This window comes from Bradyrhizobium sp. AZCC 2176, assembly GCF_036924645.1.
GTDB lineage: Bacteria > Pseudomonadota > Alphaproteobacteria > Rhizobiales > Xanthobacteraceae > Bradyrhizobium.
On the sequence record NZ_JAZHRX010000001.1, the window covers coordinates 3898909 to 3915003 of the forward strand.

At 62.9% G+C, this 16095-nt stretch carries 21 protein-coding genes; 10 read left to right on the forward strand and 11 right to left on the reverse strand.

Going from position 1 to position 16095, the window contains the following annotated elements; translation table 11 throughout:
• Nucleotides 1–3: 3 nt before the first annotated feature.
• The 3 genes from V1288_RS18235 to V1288_RS18245 form a co-directional block, all read right to left on the reverse strand.
• On the reverse strand, nt 4–795 hold the full coding sequence (locus V1288_RS18235; protein WP_334358342.1) for a hypothetical protein: 792 nt from the start codon (nt 793–795) through the stop codon (nt 4–6).
• A gap of 283 nt (nt 796–1078) precedes the next feature.
• Nucleotides 1079–2263: a Na+/H+ antiporter NhaA gene (gene nhaA / locus V1288_RS18240; protein ID WP_334358343.1), complete on the reverse strand. Its 1185-nt coding sequence runs from the start codon at nt 2261–2263 to the stop codon at nt 1079–1081.
• A gap of 10 nt (nt 2264–2273) precedes the next feature.
• The gene (locus V1288_RS18245) at nt 2274–2912 is read right to left on the reverse strand and encodes a TetR/AcrR family transcriptional regulator (RefSeq protein ID WP_334358344.1); all 639 of its coding nucleotides are present in this window, start codon (nt 2910–2912) and stop codon (nt 2274–2276) included.
• Nucleotides 2913–3077: 165 nt separating this feature from the next.
• On the opposite strand from V1288_RS18245, the gene V1288_RS18250 reads away from it, so the two are divergent.
• The 8 genes from V1288_RS18250 to V1288_RS18285 all read left to right on the forward strand — a co-directional run bounded on the left by V1288_RS18250 (nt 3078) and on the right by V1288_RS18285 (nt 7723).
• Complete coding sequence (locus tag V1288_RS18250; protein WP_057853801.1) at nt 3078–3287, forward strand: ferredoxin; 210 nt, start codon at nt 3078–3080, stop codon at nt 3285–3287.
• Between the two features lie 61 nt (nt 3288–3348).
• The gene (locus tag V1288_RS18255; RefSeq protein WP_334358345.1) at nt 3349–4569 is read left to right on the forward strand and encodes a cytochrome P450; all 1221 of its coding nucleotides are present in this window, start codon (nt 3349–3351) and stop codon (nt 4567–4569) included.
• Nucleotides 4570–4746: 177 nt separating this feature from the next.
• Nucleotides 4747–4890, forward strand: coding sequence for a hypothetical protein (locus tag V1288_RS18260; RefSeq protein ID WP_334358346.1), 144 nt, complete (start codon nt 4747–4749; stop codon nt 4888–4890).
• Between the two features lie 3 nt (nt 4891–4893).
• Entirely contained in the window at nt 4894–5124 is a 231-nt protein-coding gene (locus tag V1288_RS18265) for a ferredoxin (protein ID WP_334358347.1), read from the forward strand.
• 70 nt (nt 5125–5194) lie between these two features.
• Nucleotides 5195–5620, forward strand: coding sequence for a DOPA 4,5-dioxygenase family protein (locus tag V1288_RS18270; protein ID WP_334361347.1), 426 nt, complete (start codon nt 5195–5197; stop codon nt 5618–5620).
• Nucleotides 5621–5808: 188 nt separating this feature from the next.
• Nucleotides 5809–6798, forward strand: coding sequence for a DUF2778 domain-containing protein (locus V1288_RS18275; protein ID WP_334358348.1), 990 nt, complete (start codon nt 5809–5811; stop codon nt 6796–6798).
• On the forward strand, nt 6795–7064 hold the full coding sequence (locus V1288_RS18280; RefSeq protein ID WP_334358349.1) for a hypothetical protein: 270 nt from the start codon (nt 6795–6797) through the stop codon (nt 7062–7064). Before V1288_RS18275 ends, V1288_RS18280 begins: the two co-directional genes overlap by 4 nt.
• 47 nt (nt 7065–7111) lie before the next feature.
• Nucleotides 7112–7723 (forward strand): nuclear transport factor 2 family protein, encoded by a 612-nt coding sequence (locus tag V1288_RS18285; protein WP_334358350.1) that lies wholly within the window; start codon nt 7112–7114, stop codon nt 7721–7723.
• A 7-nt stretch (nt 7724–7730) separates the two neighbouring features.
• Here the strand turns inward: V1288_RS18285 and V1288_RS18290 are convergent, their stop codons facing one another.
• From V1288_RS18290 to V1288_RS18325, 8 genes are all read right to left on the reverse strand, one after another.
• The gene (locus V1288_RS18290; RefSeq protein ID WP_334358351.1) at nt 7731–8771 is read right to left on the reverse strand and encodes a 5-methyltetrahydropteroyltriglutamate--homocysteine methyltransferase; all 1041 of its coding nucleotides are present in this window, start codon (nt 8769–8771) and stop codon (nt 7731–7733) included.
• Nucleotides 8772–8868: 97 nt separating this feature from the next.
• Nucleotides 8869–9738 (reverse strand): fumarylacetoacetate hydrolase family protein, encoded by an 870-nt coding sequence (locus tag V1288_RS18295; protein WP_334358352.1) that lies wholly within the window; start codon nt 9736–9738, stop codon nt 8869–8871.
• Nucleotides 9735–10400: a polysaccharide deacetylase family protein gene (locus V1288_RS18300; protein WP_334358353.1), complete on the reverse strand. Its 666-nt coding sequence runs from the start codon at nt 10398–10400 to the stop codon at nt 9735–9737. The genes V1288_RS18295 and V1288_RS18300 overlap by 4 nt, the downstream gene beginning before the upstream one ends.
• 10 nt (nt 10401–10410) lie before the next feature.
• Nucleotides 10411–11211, reverse strand: a complete 801-nt coding sequence (locus V1288_RS18305; protein ID WP_334358354.1) for an ABC transporter permease — start codon at nt 11209–11211, stop codon at nt 10411–10413.
• A gap of 7 nt (nt 11212–11218) precedes the next feature.
• Nucleotides 11219–12016 carry an ABC transporter ATP-binding protein gene (locus V1288_RS18310; RefSeq protein ID WP_334358355.1) on the reverse strand — a complete coding sequence of 266 codons (798 nt, stop codon included), beginning with the start codon at nt 12014–12016 and terminating at the stop codon, nt 11219–11221.
• Nucleotides 11995–12750: an ABC transporter permease gene (locus V1288_RS18315; protein WP_334358356.1), complete on the reverse strand. Its 756-nt coding sequence runs from the start codon at nt 12748–12750 to the stop codon at nt 11995–11997. The genes V1288_RS18310 and V1288_RS18315 overlap by 22 nt, the downstream gene beginning before the upstream one ends.
• Nucleotides 12751–12759: 9 nt before the next feature.
• Complete coding sequence (locus V1288_RS18320; protein WP_334358357.1) at nt 12760–13731, reverse strand: ABC transporter substrate-binding protein; 972 nt, start codon at nt 13729–13731, stop codon at nt 12760–12762.
• Nucleotides 13732–13784: 53 nt separating this feature from the next.
• Nucleotides 13785–14513, reverse strand: a complete 729-nt coding sequence (locus V1288_RS18325; protein WP_334358358.1) for a GntR family transcriptional regulator — start codon at nt 14511–14513, stop codon at nt 13785–13787.
• 222 nt (nt 14514–14735) lie between these two features.
• Here V1288_RS18325 and V1288_RS18330 point away from each other — a divergent pair, with 222 nt between their 5' ends.
• Both V1288_RS18330 and V1288_RS18335 read left to right on the forward strand, forming a co-directional pair.
• Nucleotides 14736–15176: a MarR family winged helix-turn-helix transcriptional regulator gene (locus tag V1288_RS18330; protein ID WP_334358359.1), complete on the forward strand. Its 441-nt coding sequence runs from the start codon at nt 14736–14738 to the stop codon at nt 15174–15176.
• A complete protein-coding gene (locus V1288_RS18335; protein WP_334358360.1) occupies nt 15173–15949 on the forward strand; it encodes an enoyl-CoA hydratase in 777 nt (258 codons plus the stop codon). Before V1288_RS18330 ends, V1288_RS18335 begins: the two co-directional genes overlap by 4 nt.
• Nucleotides 15950–16095: the final 146 nt, after the last annotated feature.

Genomic DNA, 16095 nt, shown 5'->3' on the forward strand with positions numbered 1-16095 from the left:
CCGCTAATTCTTGATCACGTAGAGCGGCGTTCGCAGCGTTAGCTGGTACGACGGCTTCGGTGCCCATGCGATCTGCGCAGTAATACCGAACAGACGATTATCGTTGTCGTCCATGCGGTCGAGGTCGAACCGCACGATCGGCTGCGTGAAGGCTGGAAACGGCGTCAGGTTCAGAAGCTGCGCGCCGCCGAAGTGCTGCACGCCGAAGCGGCCGGTGAATTTCCAGTTGTTGTCCCACTGATAATAGCCGCCGACATAGCCCATGATATCCGGGCTGACGCGGGCGAGCGGGGTATCCACCAGGACCCTGGTGTATTGCGCGCCAGCGAGCAGCCCGCGCGTCTGATCCGCGTTCAGCGCATAGTCCGCTTCGAGAATGGCGTTGTAAGCCGTCGTAGCCAGCGGGGCGTCCGAAATCGACCGCGTCACGTTGGACTGAACGGTGATGGTTGGAAACATGCCACCGTTCTGCTGATAGATGTCGGCCTGGAATCCGACGGTAAAGGCGTAGACCGAGAACGTCGTCCAGGGATCGCTACCGGCCTGTGATGTGGCTCCGCTGACGCCGCCATAGACTGAGAGCCGATCGTTGACATCGACGGTCAAAGGCAGGTCGACCGAGAGGCTTTGGCTGGACGGCGAGGTAAGGCTTCGGAGCGAGGAAAGGTTCGAAAGCCTCGACAGCAAGGGTGGCGCGCTGAATCCGATCGAGAGCGAGCCGGCGGGCAGCGTCGCGTAGATGGTTCTCATATCGAGATAGAAGTTCGGCAGGGTTGGCTTGGTTGTTGTCTCCATCTCATCGTCGTCATCGTCCTTTCCAAGGGCTGCGCCGGAAAGGCAGAACGACAACAGCACGCCCAGCGCTATGCCTCTGGCGGATCGCGCCGGGGAGAATGGCAGACCGCGCGGTGCAGTGGATCTGGTAAAATTCGTGCTCAATCGACGCCGCCTTTGATCGGCCAAGATGACCACTTGGCCGCGGCGGACACAAGAAGCCACGACTACGCGGGCTCCGATCTCATGACGGGTGTGGCGCGTTTGCGCCGGTGCGTCGTCGTCGTTTTCGCGGGCTGACTCCTTATCGGGGAGGTGAAGTTCTGCTCGACCGCGAGATCGCCGAGAACACCAGCGCAGCGACGATACCAGACAGCAGCGAAGCCATGAGAACGCCAAGCCGGACTTGCTTAAGGACCGCTTCGTCGTCGAACGCCAGCGTGCCGATGAAGAGGCTCATGGTGAAGCCGATGCCGGTCAGGACGGCCATTGCATAGAGTTTTGTAGTCGTGGTCCCTTCCGGCATCGCAGCCAGGCCCAGCCTGATCGCAAGCATCGAAGCGACAAACACCCCGACCTGCTTGCCGACGAAAAGCCCTGCGATAATGCCAAGCGTTATCGGCTCCGCCAGCTTTGACAAGGTCAATCCGTGAAGCGATACGCCGGCATTCGCGAAGGCGAAAATCGGCACGATGGCGAAAATCACCCACGGTCTCAACGCGTGTTCGGTATCTTCGAGCAGGCTATGCCCGTCGCGTCTGGTCAGCGGCATCGCAAGGCCGACAGCGACGCCGGCCAGCGTCGCATGCACGCCGGATTTCAGAACGCAGACCCAGGTGAACAATCCCGCGATCAGATAGAACGATGGCCTGCGCACATCGAGCAGGTTGAGAACCGCGAGCGCCACGACGCCAAGTGCGCCGAGCGCCAGTGCCAGAACCGAAAGGTCGGCGGTATAGAAGATCGCGATGACGACGATCGCCATCAGATCGTCGATAATCGCGAGCGCCAACAGAAAGGTCTTCAGCGAAGCCGGCACCTTGCGTCCCAGCATGGCGCAAACACCCAATGCAAAGGCGATGTCGGTCGCCGCCGGTATGGCCCAGCCGCGCAACGCGTGGGCATCGCCCCAGTTCACCGCGGCAAAGATCGCGGCCGGTGTGACGAAGCCGCCGAACGCGGCGATCACGGGCAATGCGGCCTGCTTTGCGCTCGACAGCGCGCCCTCGATCGCCTCGCGCTTGATCTCGAGCCCTACCAGCAGAAAGAACACCGCCATCAAGCCGTCATTGATCCAGTGATCGACGGTCTTGCTCAGTCCGATCGATCCGATCCGGACCTCGCCGGTGGTCCGCAACAGCGCCTCGTATTGCGGCCCAAGGGGCGAGTTTGCAACGATGAGAGCGGCGATGGCGGTAAGGCCGAGAACGACGCCTCCATAGAGACCCGCGTTGTCGGATTCGCCAGATGCCGGAGCCTTGGCCGTCATGAACCAGCCTTCATGAACCAGCCTTGCCGGCCGTATTGATGGCGACCGACAGCGCGAGCTTGGTTTCCTCGACAATATCCTCGACCAGTTCTTCCCGGCTGACATGGGCAACCTGGCCGGTGAGCAATCCCTGTTCGGCAAGCATGATCACGCCGTGCAGCGAAGCCCAGACCTTCAGGGCGCTACGCTCGCGCAACAGCCCCACGGCGGGGACCTCCAGCGCTTCCACCAGGAGTTCGAAGGTTTCCATTGCCGCGCTGTGCAGCTCGCTGCCTTTCGGCGCACATGCCATGGTTCGCGAAGCGAACATCAGGCGATAGATGCCGTTGCGGCGCAGGCCGAAATCAAGCGTGAGCTGCGCGAAGCGCGACAGCTTCGATTGCTTCGACGGCTTTTCGATCGCAGTACGCATCATCGCGCTGAACTGGCGGAACGCTTCGGCCGTGACGGCGGTCAGCAGCGTCTCGCGATCGGCAAAATGCTTGTAGGGCGCCGGCTGCGAGACGCCGAGTTTCTTGGCAAGCGCGCTGATGCTGATCGCTTCGGGGCCGCCGAGCTCGACTTCGTGCAACGCGGCCTGAACCAGGGCATCGCGGAGATCCCCATGGTGATAGGCGTTGAGCGCTTTGCGTGCGGGTCGAGGCGGCATTTCAATGTCATGATCTATAACTTTTGACTTGACAGCACAACGGCAGCGCGAATGTAATATGATATAACTTCGCGGGTAGGCCGGCGGGTCTGTGCCGCCGTGCCGAAGGATGCCGACAGAAGAACACCGCGCGGCAAAGCGCGCCGCCAAAAGGGAAACGCTGCGATGGCTGGAAAGCTGAAAATCCGCGTCGACCAGGACAAATGTCAGGGCCATGCGCGCTGCAAATCACTGGCGCCCGAACTGTTCGACCTCGACGAATTCGGCAACGCACACGAAGTCGGCGACGGCTCCGTGCCCGCGGGCCTGGAAGACAAGGCATGGCTCGCTCAGAGCAACTGCCCCGAGATCGCCATCGAGGTGACCGAGGAATAATGCGCTCGCGCGATCTTTACTCCATCTGGATCTGAACGAACCAAGCAGAGGAATTGCTCCGATGTCCGATTCCGCCAGCATCATGCCCGAACATCCCCCGGTCACCGATTGGGTCAACGATTTCGACCACACCGATCCGACATGGACGGAAAACCCGTTCCCGATCTGGGAAAAGCTGCGCGCGGCGTCGCCCGTCGTTCACACCGATCGGTTTCTCGGCTGCTACATGCCGACCACCTACGAGGCGGTAAAGGAAATCGCCTACGACACCGACCATTTTTCGTCGCGGCGCGTCATCGTGCGCGACGTGCGGCCGGAGATCACGGCGAGGGCGCCGCCGATCACCTCCGATCCGCCCGAGCACAAGCCGGCAAAGCAATTGCTGCTGCCGCCGTTCACGCCGGATGCGATGAAGAAGCTCGAGCCGCGGGTGCGCGCGATCTGTAACGAGCTGATCGACGAGTTCATCGCCGACGGAAAATGTGACGCTGCCGCTCGCTACACCAAGCACGTTCCGGTTCGCGCCATCGCGCATATGCTCGGGATTCCCGAGAAGGACGGCGATCTCTTCATCAGGTGGATTCACGGTATCCTCGAACTCGGTATCAAGGATGACAACGCGCTGATGGAGGCGGTGAGGGAGATGACCGGCTATTTTGCCGGCCATATCGAGCATCGCAAGAAGCATCCGACCGACGACCTGATCTCGACGCTGATGAATGCGAGGGACAAGGACGGAAACCCGCTGGCGGACGAGCATGTGCTGGGTTCGCTGCGGCTGCTCCTGATCGCCGGCATCGACACCACCTGGAGCGCGATCGGCTCCTCGCTGTGGCATCTGGCGAAGACGCCGGCGGACCGCGAGCGCCTCGTCGCGGAGCCCGAACTGATGCCGCTTGCGGTCGAGGAATTGCTGCGGGCCTATTCGCCGGTGACGATGGCGCGCGAGGTGATGAAGGAGACGACCGTCAGCGGCTGTCCGGTGAAGCCCGGCAACATGGTACTGTTGTCGTTCCCGGCCGCGAACCGCGATCCGGCGATGTTCCCAGATGCCGAAAAGGTGGTGATCGACCGCAAGGAAAATCGCCACGCTGCGTTCGGCCTCGGCATTCACCGCTGCGTCGGCTCCAACCTGGCGCGCATGGAAATGACCGTTGCGATCGAGGAGTGGCTGAAGCGAATTCCGGATTTCAGGCTCGATCCCGCCGGCAAGGTCACCTGGTCGGAAGGCACCGTGCGCGGCCCGCGCCAGTTGCCTGTTCTGTTCGGCAAGGCGAGCTGAGCATTCGACGAGTACAGCGGGGAGGGCCGATCGTCTCGGCCCTCCTTTTGAGTTCTACTTGATCTCGATCTTGGCGGCGTGCCGGGAGGCAATTGCAGCGTGCAGATCATTTCTTCGAGCAGGTTGTAGGCCTGCTCGGTCAGACTTTCGGCTTCCGCCGTTTCTGACCCGGGTTGCTTGGATTTCTTCGCAGTTTTGGGCAAGGCGGCTGATCCGTCGCTCCGACGCGGGTTGGCGCGGATGGACGAGGAAGCCCTGATCGGGCTCGAGAATATCAAGCAGAACGTCGAGAAGCGTTTCGCCAAAGCCGGTCAGGCCTGACGCATGGCCGGAAATCGCGGGCTCGTCGTCCGAATCGGTGTGAAGAAGTGCCAGGGGCACGCACGTTGTCATGCGCTGGCGCCCGAGCTGTTTGAGCTTGATGAATTCGGCAACGCGCGTGTCCGCGGCTGTGGCCAAGTCTCCTCCGCTCTCGAAGACAAGGCCTGGATCGCCAGAGCCAATTGCCCGGAACTGGCGATCGAGATCGTCGAGGAGACGCATGTGGCAGGCTGATGGATTGACCGCGCGGCCGGTTGCAGCGATCATCGGGCGGTTCAAGGGCAACGATAGCGCGGAGCGTGCAATGACGGGTGAGCCGGAGACAGGCGGTCCGCGACCGTTACGCGAGATCGCGAGCTACCACGCCCATATCTATTACGATCCGGCGGCGTCGCGGGCCGAGGCCGAGCAGTTGCGAACCTGGATCGGTGAGCGCTTCTCGGTCACGCTCGGACGCTGGCACGACGTCAAGGTCGGCCCGCACGATCAGGCCATGTACCAGGTCGCCTTTGGGCGGGAGATATTCCCCGAGTTGGTGCCCTGGCTGATGCTCAACCATGGCAAATTGAGCGTTCTGGTCCACCCGAATACGACCAACCCGCGCCGAGACCATCTCGCCGATCCGATCTGGATCGGGCCGGCGCTCGCCGTGCATGCCGACAAGCTACCGGAGCACGCCGAGATGGAAGAGGCGCCTGCGCCGAATACCAATCCGATTCTGCGGCCCTGAGCGCGGTCGCGCTGGGGAATCCCGGCCCGGTTTACCATTACAGCGCTTGAATCCGTGGATTCGGCCGGTCATGATGGCAGCGAGCGCCTGTCTCGATTATGCCTTACTTTGGTTTGCATTATGGTGGGACTTATTCGGTGAATCCATTAGGAATCAGACGTGATTCCGAAGCGCCGAGCCGGGGACGGATGGATAGAAGGACGACCAGCAAAGCCGGGCTTGCTTCGAGCCGCGGTACCCGTTTGCTCCGCGAAGCGGCATTCGGCACAGCGGCGCTTGCCATGGCGCTGGGGCTGGCCGCTTGGGTGACCGATTTCGACCTGGCCGCCTGGATCAATCCCGCATCCGCGAATGTCGGCAGCACATCCTCATTCGACGAGCGCTTCGGCCCGGCCTCGGTGCGCCGTTCGCTGGCCATCAACTACCCCTGGCGTCCTGCCGCCCGCTCGGAGCGTTCGAATTTCGATGCGGAGTTCGGCCACATCGAAAGCCAGTTGGGCGGACCATTGCGTGAGGAGCAGAACGTCCAGCCCGAGCCGTCCGCCTCGACAGCCGAGGCGGCAATCCCGCTGCCGAGAGCCCGGCCGGTGCTGGCCAATCTTCAGTCGGTGAGAAGCGACCCAGCGCCGGTTTCGTCTGACAACCGCACCATGTTCGAGAAGCTCGCCGATCTGGTGCCGATGCGCTTCTCGCTGGCATCGCTGACGCCGGGGGACGGGCTGCTCGGCGAGCGCAAGGATCTGCCGGCGCTCGGCTATGACAGCCAGACGGCGGTCTACGACATTTCGGCCCGCGCCGTTTACTTGCCGAACGGCACCAAGCTCGAGGCACACTCCGGGCTCGGCGGCCTGATGGACAATCCGGCCTATGTCGACCAGCGCATGGTCGGCGCGACGCCACCGAACGTCTACGACCTCAAGCCGCGTGAAAAGCTGTTTCATGGTGTCGCGGCGCTGCGCATGACCCCCGTGGGCGAAAGCGAAATGCACGGGCGAACGGGCCTGCTGGTGCACAGCTATCTGCTCGGCCCCAACGGCGATTCCAACGGCTGCGTTTCGATCAAGGATTATGACAGGTTCCTGGCGGCGTACCGGAACGGCGAGGTCAAGCGCCTTGTCGTGGTGCCGAGCTTGCGCGAGGGCCTCACTGCGTCGCGGCGTTCACCGTCCCCGTCATGAGCGCAGTCGCAGGCGATGCCGCCGCTTCCGACACGCCGCTGCGTGCGGTTTTCAAGATCAACCTGAACGGCAAGACGGTGTCGATCGCAACGGTTGGCCAGGCCTATCGATTCATCACCAATCTCAGCGCGATCGAGTGGATCGAATTCCGCGCGCTGCACGCCGATGCCGTGAGGTCCCTGCAGGGCGCCGCTGATAATGCGATGCTGACCGTGCAGGCGACCAATGCCCTCCGTATGCTGTTCGTCCGCGCGAAGCTTCTGTGAAGGCGCTCACAGGCGCTTGAGAAATACGTCCGAAGGAAACCTCCGCAATGCCCGGAAGTCGCGCCGAGATTGAAGATGACCGCCTGATCCGCGAATTGCTGCAGAACTGGGCGATCTGGCGCGATGCCGGCGACTGGGAGCGTTTTCGCACCGTCTGGCATCCGGACGGCCGCATGATGGCGACCTGGACGCAGGGCACCGGCGACGAGTTCATCGAAATCAGCAAGCAGGCCTGGGCCAAGGGGATCAGCATCCTGCATTTCCTCGGTGGTATCTCGGTCGACCTCGCCGGACACCGCGCCATCTCGCAGACCAAGATGACGATCTCGCAGCGCGCTGAGGTCGAGGGCGTGCTGTGCGACGTGCTCTGCACCGGGCGGTTCTACGATTTCCTCGAAAAGCGCGACGGGCGCTGGGGCATCGTGCTGCGCCAGCCGATCTATGAGAAGGACCGCATGGACCCGGTCACACCAGGCGCAGCGCCTGTCCTCGACAAGGCGCTGCTCGAACAATTTCCGCCGGGCTACCGGCACCTCGCCTATTTGCAAACCCGCATCGGTTACGCTGTGAAGCGCGACATGCCCGGCCTGAAGGGGCCCGAAGTCGAGGCTTTGTACGCCCGGGGTACGGCGTGGCTGCAGGGCAAGCCGCTTAGCTGATCTCCCTTTAGCTGATTTCCTTGCGCACCGTGGCGGCTGCGTCGCACATCGCCTTCAGCTTTCCGAACGCGACGTGGCGCGGCATGTATTTCATGCCGCAATCGGGGGCGACGACAAGGCGATCGGCGGCGACATGGTTTAGCCCGTTGCGAATTCGATCCGCGACGACCTCGGCCGGCTCGATCTCGGGATTGCCGAGGTCGAGCACGCCGAGCATGATTTTCTTCGACGACAGATCCTTGAGCACGCCGAGGTCGAGTTTCGGCTGCGCCGCCTCGATCGAGATCTGCTCAGCCTTGGTATCGGCGAGCTCGGCAAGGAAGGAATAGCCGGCCGGCTTGGTCGAGCCGAGCACGACCGCGGCATAGCCGAAGCACAGATGCACCACGGTCGGCACGGTGATGCCCTCGAGCGCGCGGTTGATCGCTTTTACGGCATAGCGGCGGGCAAGGTCCGGATTGTTGCGTACCCAGGGCTCATCTAGCTGGATCACGTCGGCGCCGGACTTTTGCAGGTCGAGCGCCTCGGCGTTGACGGCGGCAGCGAACGCCATCGCCAGTTCCTCGTCGTCCTTGTAGAATTCGTTCTTGGCCTGCTGGCTCATCGTGAACGGGCCGGGCAGGGTGATCTTGGCCGCGCGATCAGTGTTCTGGCGCAGGAATTCCATGTCGCGCAGTTCGACCGGGCCGCGGCGTTTCACCGGGCCCGTGACGCGCGGCACCGGCGTCTGGTGCCCACTTCGCGAGGTGATCATCGCCGGATTTTCGTCATCGATGCCTTCGAGTGCGGTGGCAAACCGGTTGGAGTAGCTTTCGCGGCGGATTTCGCCATCGGTCACGATGTCGACCCCGGCGCGCTCCATGTCCCTGATCGCAACGATGGTAGCGTCGTCCTGCGCCTCCTCGAGATGTTGGGCCGGCAACCGCCACATCGCATGCATGCGCGTGCGCGGCACCACCTTCGACAGCATCGCGCGATCGACCAGCCATTCCGGCTGCGGATAGCTGCCGACAACGGTGGTCGGCAGCAGGTGCTTTGGCAGGTTCATGATCGTCTCCTTGCTCTTGCTATTTTGATTGCCATAGCGTTTTCGAGCGAAGTGGGTACCGGTTCGCGTGAAGAAAACGCGTCAACAGAAAACTGGTTCAGGCGGCGCGTGTCGCAGCAGCCGCAACCTCGTCCTTGACCGGATTGCGCAGCACGCCGATGCCGGACACCTCGACCTCGACCACGTCGCCATCCTTCATCCAGAGCGGCGGCGTGCGGTAGGCGCCGACGCCGCCGGTGGTGCCGGTCACGATGACGTCGCCGGGGACAAGTTCGGTGAAGGTCGAGCAGTAGGCGATCAGGGCAGGAACGTCGAACACAAGGTCGGAGATCGGCGCGGCCTGCACCTCGACGCCGTTGAGGCGGGTGGCGATGGTCTGCTTGCCGATGTCGGGGATCTCGTCCGTCGTGACCATCCACGGTCCGAATCCGCCGGTGCCGACGAAATTCTTGCCGGGCGCGAATTGCGAGGTGTGGCGCTGCCAATCGCGGATGCTGCCGTCATTGTAGCAGGCATAGCCGGCGACATGCGCCAGCGCCGTCTCGCGCGAAATGCGGCGGCCGGCCTTGCCGATGATGACGGCCATCTCGCCCTCATAGTCAAAGCGCTCCGACTCCAGCGGCCGGATCATCGGCTGGCCGCCGCCGACCTGGCTGTTGGCAAAGCGGGTGAAGATCATCGGATGCGGCGGGGTGGGATGGCCGCTTTCGGCGAGGTGCGTGGCGTAGTTGACACCGATACAGAAGATCTTGTCGGGATCTGGAATGGTCGGCAGCAGCTCGATTTCGGCGAACGCGTAGTCCGGCCGTTCGTTTTGCAGCGCGCTCAAGGCATTGAGCGCTCCGTCCGCGAGCAACATCTTCAGGGTCGGCCACTCCTTCAGCCGCTTGCCGGCGTCGATGACGCCGGCATTTGTCACCAGTCCGTAGGTTGCCGTCTGACCTGCCTTGAAACTCGCGATCTTCATTCTTCGGTACCTTCTTCGATCGAGGAAACATAGGGTTCGATGGATCGTACGATTTCGCCCGAACGGATCGGAACGCAATCGGGCGGAAAGTCCTGACGGAAACGTGCGCCTGCTTTCCCGGCGCGGTCGATAAAGTGTTCGAGATGGTTCATCGCGCCGCTGGGCAGGTCGTGCAGAACCATGAGGCTCCACGGCTGCGACCGGCACTGCTCCAAGGCCCGGTCGGCCCAGCCGTCGGGGTCGTCCCAGTCGCGCGGGATCGCGTTCCAGAGCACGCAGCTATGCTTGTTGCGCGTGAGATATTCGACCACGGAAGGTTTCAACAGCCGCTCGTCGAGATGGCCGCCGCCGCCGAACGGCCGGAACCAGCGATTGGCATGCGCGAGATCGCCGATCGCATCCTGCGTCCGGCCGATCTCGTGCTGTGCCGTTGCGGGATCGCGTTGCTGTCCGAGTGGCACCGTGTGCGTAAACGTGTGATTGCCGATCCAGTGGCCTTCGTCATGCGCCCGCGCCGCAAGTCGGCGGCGTTCGGGGTCGCCAAGCTTTTCGCCGATCACGAAGAAGGTCGCCTGGATGCCGCGTTCGCGCAGAACGTCGAGCACGCGCGGCGTCACGCCAGGCTCGGGACCGTTGTCGAATGTCAGCGTCAGGTCGAACACGCGTACTCCGTCAGGTCGCAGGCTGGATGGCGCCGGCGGTGATCTCGTCGGCGGCGCGCTGGCCGGCACGTGACCCCGTCTGCCAGATCGCGGCCCTGCGCTCGATCGATTTGATGACGGCGTTGAAGGCAATCGCCATCGCCAGCACCAGCAGCACGCCCGCGAACACATGCGGGCTGTCGAGAATGGTGCGGTAGCGGGAAATCAAGTAGCCGATACCGGCGGACGAAATCAGCATCTCCGACACGACAACGCCGACGATCACGAGCGCACCGCCGACGCGCAGCCCCGACAGCACGGTCGGGATTGCCGCCGGAATGATCACGCGAACCAGCCGCTGGCCCAGCGTCGCGCCCATGCTGCGCGCGGCCAGCAGTAATTGCGGATCGATGGTCTGGATCCCGGCCGCTGTGGCAAGCATCGTCGGCAGGAAGCCATAGATCGAGGCGAAGGCGATCTTGGATTCCGAGCCGATGCCGAGCCACACCGTGAAGACAGGATAGAGAATGACCAGCGGCACCGCATAGAGGCTCGATACCATCGGCATGACCAGGATGCGCGGCCGCGGCAGGCTGCCGACGATGGCGCCCAGCAAAATGCCGCCACCACAGGCGAACGCCATCGATATTGCGACCTCGTAGAGCGTCACGGCGAGCGCGTGGCCGTATTCGCTTGCCTCGTTCCAGCCGGCCGCTAGCGTTGACGACAGCGAGGGCAGGAACAATTCCGGAATGAACCCGGCGCGCGGCAGGATCTCCCACAGCACGATGAGGCCGATCACGATCAATCTGCGAAGCGTCGCTGAAGTCATCTCTGCCTCACGCTGATTTGCGGATATGCCGCCAGATGCGGTCGCGCAGGGTGCCGAACGTGTCGCCACTCAGCATTTCATATGTACGCGGGCGGGGCAGCGCGACCTGCAGATGATCGACAATGCGGCCGGGGCGCGGCGACATCACGATCACCTCGTCAGCGAGATAGACCGCCTCCGTCAGGCTGTGGGTGACGAACACCACCGTCTTGCCGGTGGCCGCCCAGATCCGCAGCAGTTCGTCGCCCATGGTCATGCGGGTCTGTTCGTCCAGCGCCGCGAATGGCTCGTCCATCAACAGCACCGGCGGGTCCTGCACCAGGCCGCGCGCGATCGAGACGCGCTGCTTCATGCCGCCGGACAATTCATGCGGATGGCGCCTGCCGAAGCCGTCGAGGCCGACAAGTTTCAGTGCATCCTGCGCCCTGGTGCGACGATCGCTTTTCGTGACGCCGCGCAGCGCGAGCGGAAATTCGACGTTTTCTTCCGCCGTCAGCCAGGGAAACAGGCTGGCTTCCTGAAACACTACGCCGACGCGATTTGGATCGGGCTCGGGGATGGGTGCGCCGCTGATGGTGATGGTGCCGGAGGTCTGCTGGCGCAAGCCCGCCATCATCATCAGAAGCGTCGACTTACCGCAGCCGCTCGGGCCGACCAGCACGACGAAGCGGCCGGGCTTGACGTCGAGCGAGACGTCGTCCAGCGCGACGACGTCCTGCGTCGTGGTCTTGAAGATCTGACCGACATTGCGGACCTCGATCGCGCCGACCGGTTTCAGCGGGGTTATGTTCGCCAATGGCTGCATCGTGTTTCCACCCATCTGACCAGTTCATTGAAGGCGATCGCGATCACGGCGATCATCACCACGCCGGCCAGCAACTGCTTCATCTGAAAATTCTCGCCCCACGTCGCGATCTGATGGCCGATGCCGTCGCGCGAGGCGTACATTTCGGCGAGGATCACGCCGGTGAGATTGAAGATCATCGAGATCCGCAGCGCCTCCAGCAGAACGGGGAGCATGCTCGGCAGATAGACGCGAAACGCGGTCTGCATCGGTGTCGCGCCATAGGAGCGAGCGACGGTCAGATGCTCGACCTTGACAGACTCCACCGCCGTCGTGGTCGACATGATCACGATGAAGATGGTCGAGAAGAAGCCGAAGCCGACTTTCTGCGCAAAGCCGACGCCGAACACCAGGATAAACATCGGCAGGAAGATCGACTTTGGAATGCTGAACGCGAAGAACAGCAGCGGCTTTGCCACATCGGAGAAATAGCGGTTCTCCGCGATCAGGAAGCCGATCAGCGCGCCGAACGGGACGGCGAGCGCGAACGCGGTCAACACTTCGGTCGCGGTGACCGCCAGATCCTTGCGCACGCTCGCCCGCTGCAGGAGATCGCCGAGTGTTGCGAGTGTGTCGGAGGCAGAAGGGAGCAGGCGCGGGTTGACGATGCCACTGCGCGACAGAATTTCCCATATCGCAAACAGCGCCACCACAATGGCGACCCGCGCCGCCTTTACGCCTAGCCCGCTTCGCATCGTGCCAACTCAGAACTTGGTCGGAACTGGCTTGAACTGCGTCGAGATGATCTCGGCGGCAGGCCCAAGGTCCTTCATGCCGCCGGCCTTGGCCATGTCGAGCGCGAGCTGAAGCTGCTCCGAGATCTTCGGGCCATCCATGCTGCCGTCGGTCTCCAGCTTTATGATCGTGTTCTCATATTCCAGCGCCGCGATCTCGGCCGGAATTTCGTAGAGTTCGGTGATCAGCTTGACGGAGGCATCCTTGTTGGCGCGCATGAACATCAGCGCGCCGTAGAGCGCGTTCAGCGTCTTCTGCACCATCTGCGGCTTGTCCTGCGCGTATTTGTCGAGCGCGATCCAGCCGGCGGCGAGGTTCGGCGGCACTTCCTTGGAGAAGTCGAGGATGGTGCGCGCTTCGCCCGATTTGGAGATCTGGAAGCTCAGCGGCGAGTAGACCACGGCCGCATCGACATTGCCGGCGAGCAGGTTCGGCACCAGTCCGCCGCCGCCGACGGGCACGCGCGTGAATTCGATCTTCTTGTCTTGCTGGGTCCACAGCGCCAGCAGGTCGGAGCCGGAGCCCGCGGAGGTGATCGCAACCTTCTTGCCGGCCAAATCCTTGACGCCGAGCGTCGATTTCGAAAGCGTCATCAACTGCCAGCCGTAATAGCCCGTGGCGGCACTGGCGAGCACCTTGGAGTTCACGCCTTTCTTGCGTCCGGCCGAGACCAGCGAGGTGGCGTCGAGAATGACGTCGGCGGCACCCGCCGCCATCGCCTCGAACGTCTCGGCGCCGCCGCGATAGATCGTGAGCTCCGCCGCGATGCCTTCCTTCTCGAACAGCTTTTGGCGTACCGCGGTTTCCGCGATCGTGGTCGGCCAGTAGGTCTTGGTGGGAAGGCCGATGCGGACGGTGTCAGCGGCATGCGCCATGCCTGATACTCCAAGCACGGTGGCTGCGGTGATCGTTGCCAGGATGTGGCGTCGCGTGATCTTCATTGTGACGTTTCCCTTTTGCTTTTTCTTGATTGGTTTGGTCTTCGAGCGGTCGATCAGGCGGTGTCACCACCTCCGAACGTGTTCGGCGTGGCGAGTTCGACGAGTTGCATGGTCGCCATGAAGTGCTTCGCGAGCGCTGCAACCGCCGCGTCGGCATCGCGCTTGAGCGTGGCGCGCACAATCGCTCCGTGTTCTGCCTCGACGTTGCGCGATTTTTCGTTGTTGCGCCGGATCGCGAGCCTTCGATAGCGCTCGCTCTGCTCGTGCAGCACATCGCGGAAGCCGAGCAGCCATTGCGAACCGCAGGCATTCACTAGCGTACGGTGGAAGACGCGGTGCCGCACCACCCATTCCTCATAGTGATGGGTCGGATCGTCGGGATAGGTGTGGGGAACGGCGCAGAGCGCGGCGAACGATTTTTCCACCGAGGCAAGCCATGCCGCGTCGCCGTGCTCGATCGAACGCCGCAGCGCCAGACCTTCGATATCGACGCGGGTTTGCGTCACGTCGCGAAGATCGGCTGATGATACCGGGCTGACACGAAAGCCGCGCTGGTCGGACGCCTGCACCAGCCCGTCGGCGACCAGCCGCGACAGCGCCTCGCGCACCGCGGCGAGGCTGACCGAAAACCGTTTTGCGAGGCCGGCGATATGCAGCTTCTGGCCCGGCAATAGCCGGGTCGAAAGAATATCCGCACGCAGCCGCTCCTGAACGGCGGACGTCAGGCTTCGAGGCCGTTCGTCGGCAAGGCTCTCACCAAAACTCAACCCGATATTGCTCATGGCGGCGGAGATTGGCGAGAGAGGGCGATGTCGTCAATCGAAAATCGATTTTTCCTCTAACCTGCTGCCTTCGCTACGATTTAAGGTGGAGCGGTTCACACGATAGCGGTCCCTTACATGCTTGGCGTCGCACGCCGCCAAAATCGTCGTGACAATCTGGCGGGAGCGACGTAAATAGATCGCATGAATAGTTCGCATGCGAAATAAAATGGCTTTGTCGAAATGACTCCACGCCGCGAGCACCGGCTTGTGTTCCTGCTCAACGTCGCGCAGCGCCGGCTGCAGCGCTGGATGGCAGCGCGAACCCAGTACAGCGGGGTAACGGCAGCGCAGTCCGGACTGCTGTTCATCCTCGGGCAGCGCGACGGCGTGCTGATGGGCGAGGCGGGCGCGGCGCTCGATCTGAGGCCACCCGGTATCAGCGGACTCGTTGACCGGATGACGGCGGCGAACCTGATCAAGCGGCGGGCCGATCCGGATGACGGGCGCGCGTGGCGGCTCTGGCTGACGCCGGCCGGGCGCGCGGCGATGGCGCAGTCGAAAGCTGGGCTCGCCGAGGTCAACGCGCGCCTCACGGACGGATTTACCGACGCCGAGGTCGATGTCGTCGCGCGCTGGCTTACCAGCTTGCAAAGCAGATTTCCCAGAGGAGAAGATGAATGACAGATCACATCAAGATCGAGAAGAGCGACGGCATTTTGAGCCTGACGATGGCGCGACCTGACAAGAAGAACGCGCTGACCAACGCGATGTACGGCGCGCTGGCCGACGCCATGGAAGCAGCCGAAACCGACGTTTCTGTCCGCGTCCTGCTGATCAGGGGCGAGGGCGACATGTTCACCGCCGGCAACGACGTCGGCGAGTTCGCCATGATGGCGACAGGCGCTTTTCAGGGCGAGCGGCATGTAGGCCGCTTCCTGCAGGCGCTCGCAAAATCGAGCCGTCCGCTGGTCGCCGCCGTCCAGGGACGCGCCGTCGGCATCGGCACCACGATGCTGCTGCATTGCGATCTGGTCGTGCTGGCCGAGAATGCGCTGCTGTCGACGCCGTTCGTCAATCTCGCATTGGTCCCGGAAGCGTCGTCCAGCCTGCTGATGCCGCTCCGCATCGGCTATGCGCGCGCCTATGAGATGTTCGCGCTCGGCGAAGCGGTGGATGCCAAGTCCGCGTTCACCTGGGGGCTCGCCAACCGGGTGGTGCCGCTCGATAAGCTCGATACGGAAGCGAGGGGGCTTGCATCACGGCTGGCGAAACAACCGGCGGGAGCCGTCAGTGCGACGAAGCGGCTGATGCGCAATCCGGAACTGCTCATGGCGCAGATCAATGCGGAAAGCGAACAGTTCGCGGCACGCCTGAAAACCGTGGAGGCGCGCGAGGCTTTCATGGCTTTCGCCGAACGCCGGCCACCGGACTTTTTGAAACTCGCCGCAAGCTGACCGGAGGAATTTCCGCAGGCGGCCGCTATTCGCAAACGTGCTCGGAGTGATGATGCGAAGGCGTCGTCATTCCGGGATGCGGCAGATTGCCCGACGATGTTGCTGCCTTCGCAATTGAAAGTCGTTTTTCCAGTACCTGCGACCGG

Coding starts and splice junctions, on each gene's coding strand:
- V1288_RS18235 (WP_334358342.1), bottom strand. CDS start 795: ATGGAGACAACAACCAAGCCAACCCTGCCGAACTTCTATCTCGATATG.
- nhaA (WP_334358343.1), bottom strand. CDS start 2,263: ATGACGGCCAAGGCTCCGGCATCTGGCGAATCCGACAACGCGGGTCTC.
- V1288_RS18245 (WP_334358344.1), bottom strand. CDS start 2,912: ATGCCGCCTCGACCCGCACGCAAAGCGCTCAACGCCTATCACCATGGG.
- V1288_RS18250 (WP_057853801.1), top strand. CDS start 3,078: ATGGCTGGAAAGCTGAAAATCCGCGTCGACCAGGACAAATGTCAGGGC.
- V1288_RS18255 (WP_334358345.1), top strand. CDS start 3,349: ATGTCCGATTCCGCCAGCATCATGCCCGAACATCCCCCGGTCACCGAT.
- V1288_RS18265 (WP_334358347.1), top strand. CDS start 4,894: ATGGCCGGAAATCGCGGGCTCGTCGTCCGAATCGGTGTGAAGAAGTGC.
- V1288_RS18270 (WP_334361347.1), top strand. CDS start 5,195: ATGACGGGTGAGCCGGAGACAGGCGGTCCGCGACCGTTACGCGAGATC.
- V1288_RS18275 (WP_334358348.1), top strand. CDS start 5,809: ATGGATAGAAGGACGACCAGCAAAGCCGGGCTTGCTTCGAGCCGCGGT.
- V1288_RS18280 (WP_334358349.1), top strand. CDS start 6,795: ATGAGCGCAGTCGCAGGCGATGCCGCCGCTTCCGACACGCCGCTGCGT.
- V1288_RS18285 (WP_334358350.1), top strand. CDS start 7,112: ATGCCCGGAAGTCGCGCCGAGATTGAAGATGACCGCCTGATCCGCGAA.
- V1288_RS18290 (WP_334358351.1), bottom strand. CDS start 8,771: ATGAACCTGCCAAAGCACCTGCTGCCGACCACCGTTGTCGGCAGCTAT.
- V1288_RS18295 (WP_334358352.1), bottom strand. CDS start 9,738: ATGAAGATCGCGAGTTTCAAGGCAGGTCAGACGGCAACCTACGGACTG.
- V1288_RS18305 (WP_334358354.1), bottom strand. CDS start 11,211: ATGACTTCAGCGACGCTTCGCAGATTGATCGTGATCGGCCTCATCGTG.
- V1288_RS18310 (WP_334358355.1), bottom strand. CDS start 12,016: ATGCAGCCATTGGCGAACATAACCCCGCTGAAACCGGTCGGCGCGATC.
- V1288_RS18315 (WP_334358356.1), bottom strand. CDS start 12,750: ATGCGAAGCGGGCTAGGCGTAAAGGCGGCGCGGGTCGCCATTGTGGTG.
- V1288_RS18320 (WP_334358357.1), bottom strand. CDS start 13,731: ATGAAGATCACGCGACGCCACATCCTGGCAACGATCACCGCAGCCACC.
- V1288_RS18325 (WP_334358358.1), bottom strand. CDS start 14,513: ATGAGCAATATCGGGTTGAGTTTTGGTGAGAGCCTTGCCGACGAACGG.
- V1288_RS18330 (WP_334358359.1), top strand. CDS start 14,736: ATGACTCCACGCCGCGAGCACCGGCTTGTGTTCCTGCTCAACGTCGCG.
- V1288_RS18335 (WP_334358360.1), top strand. CDS start 15,173: ATGACAGATCACATCAAGATCGAGAAGAGCGACGGCATTTTGAGCCTG.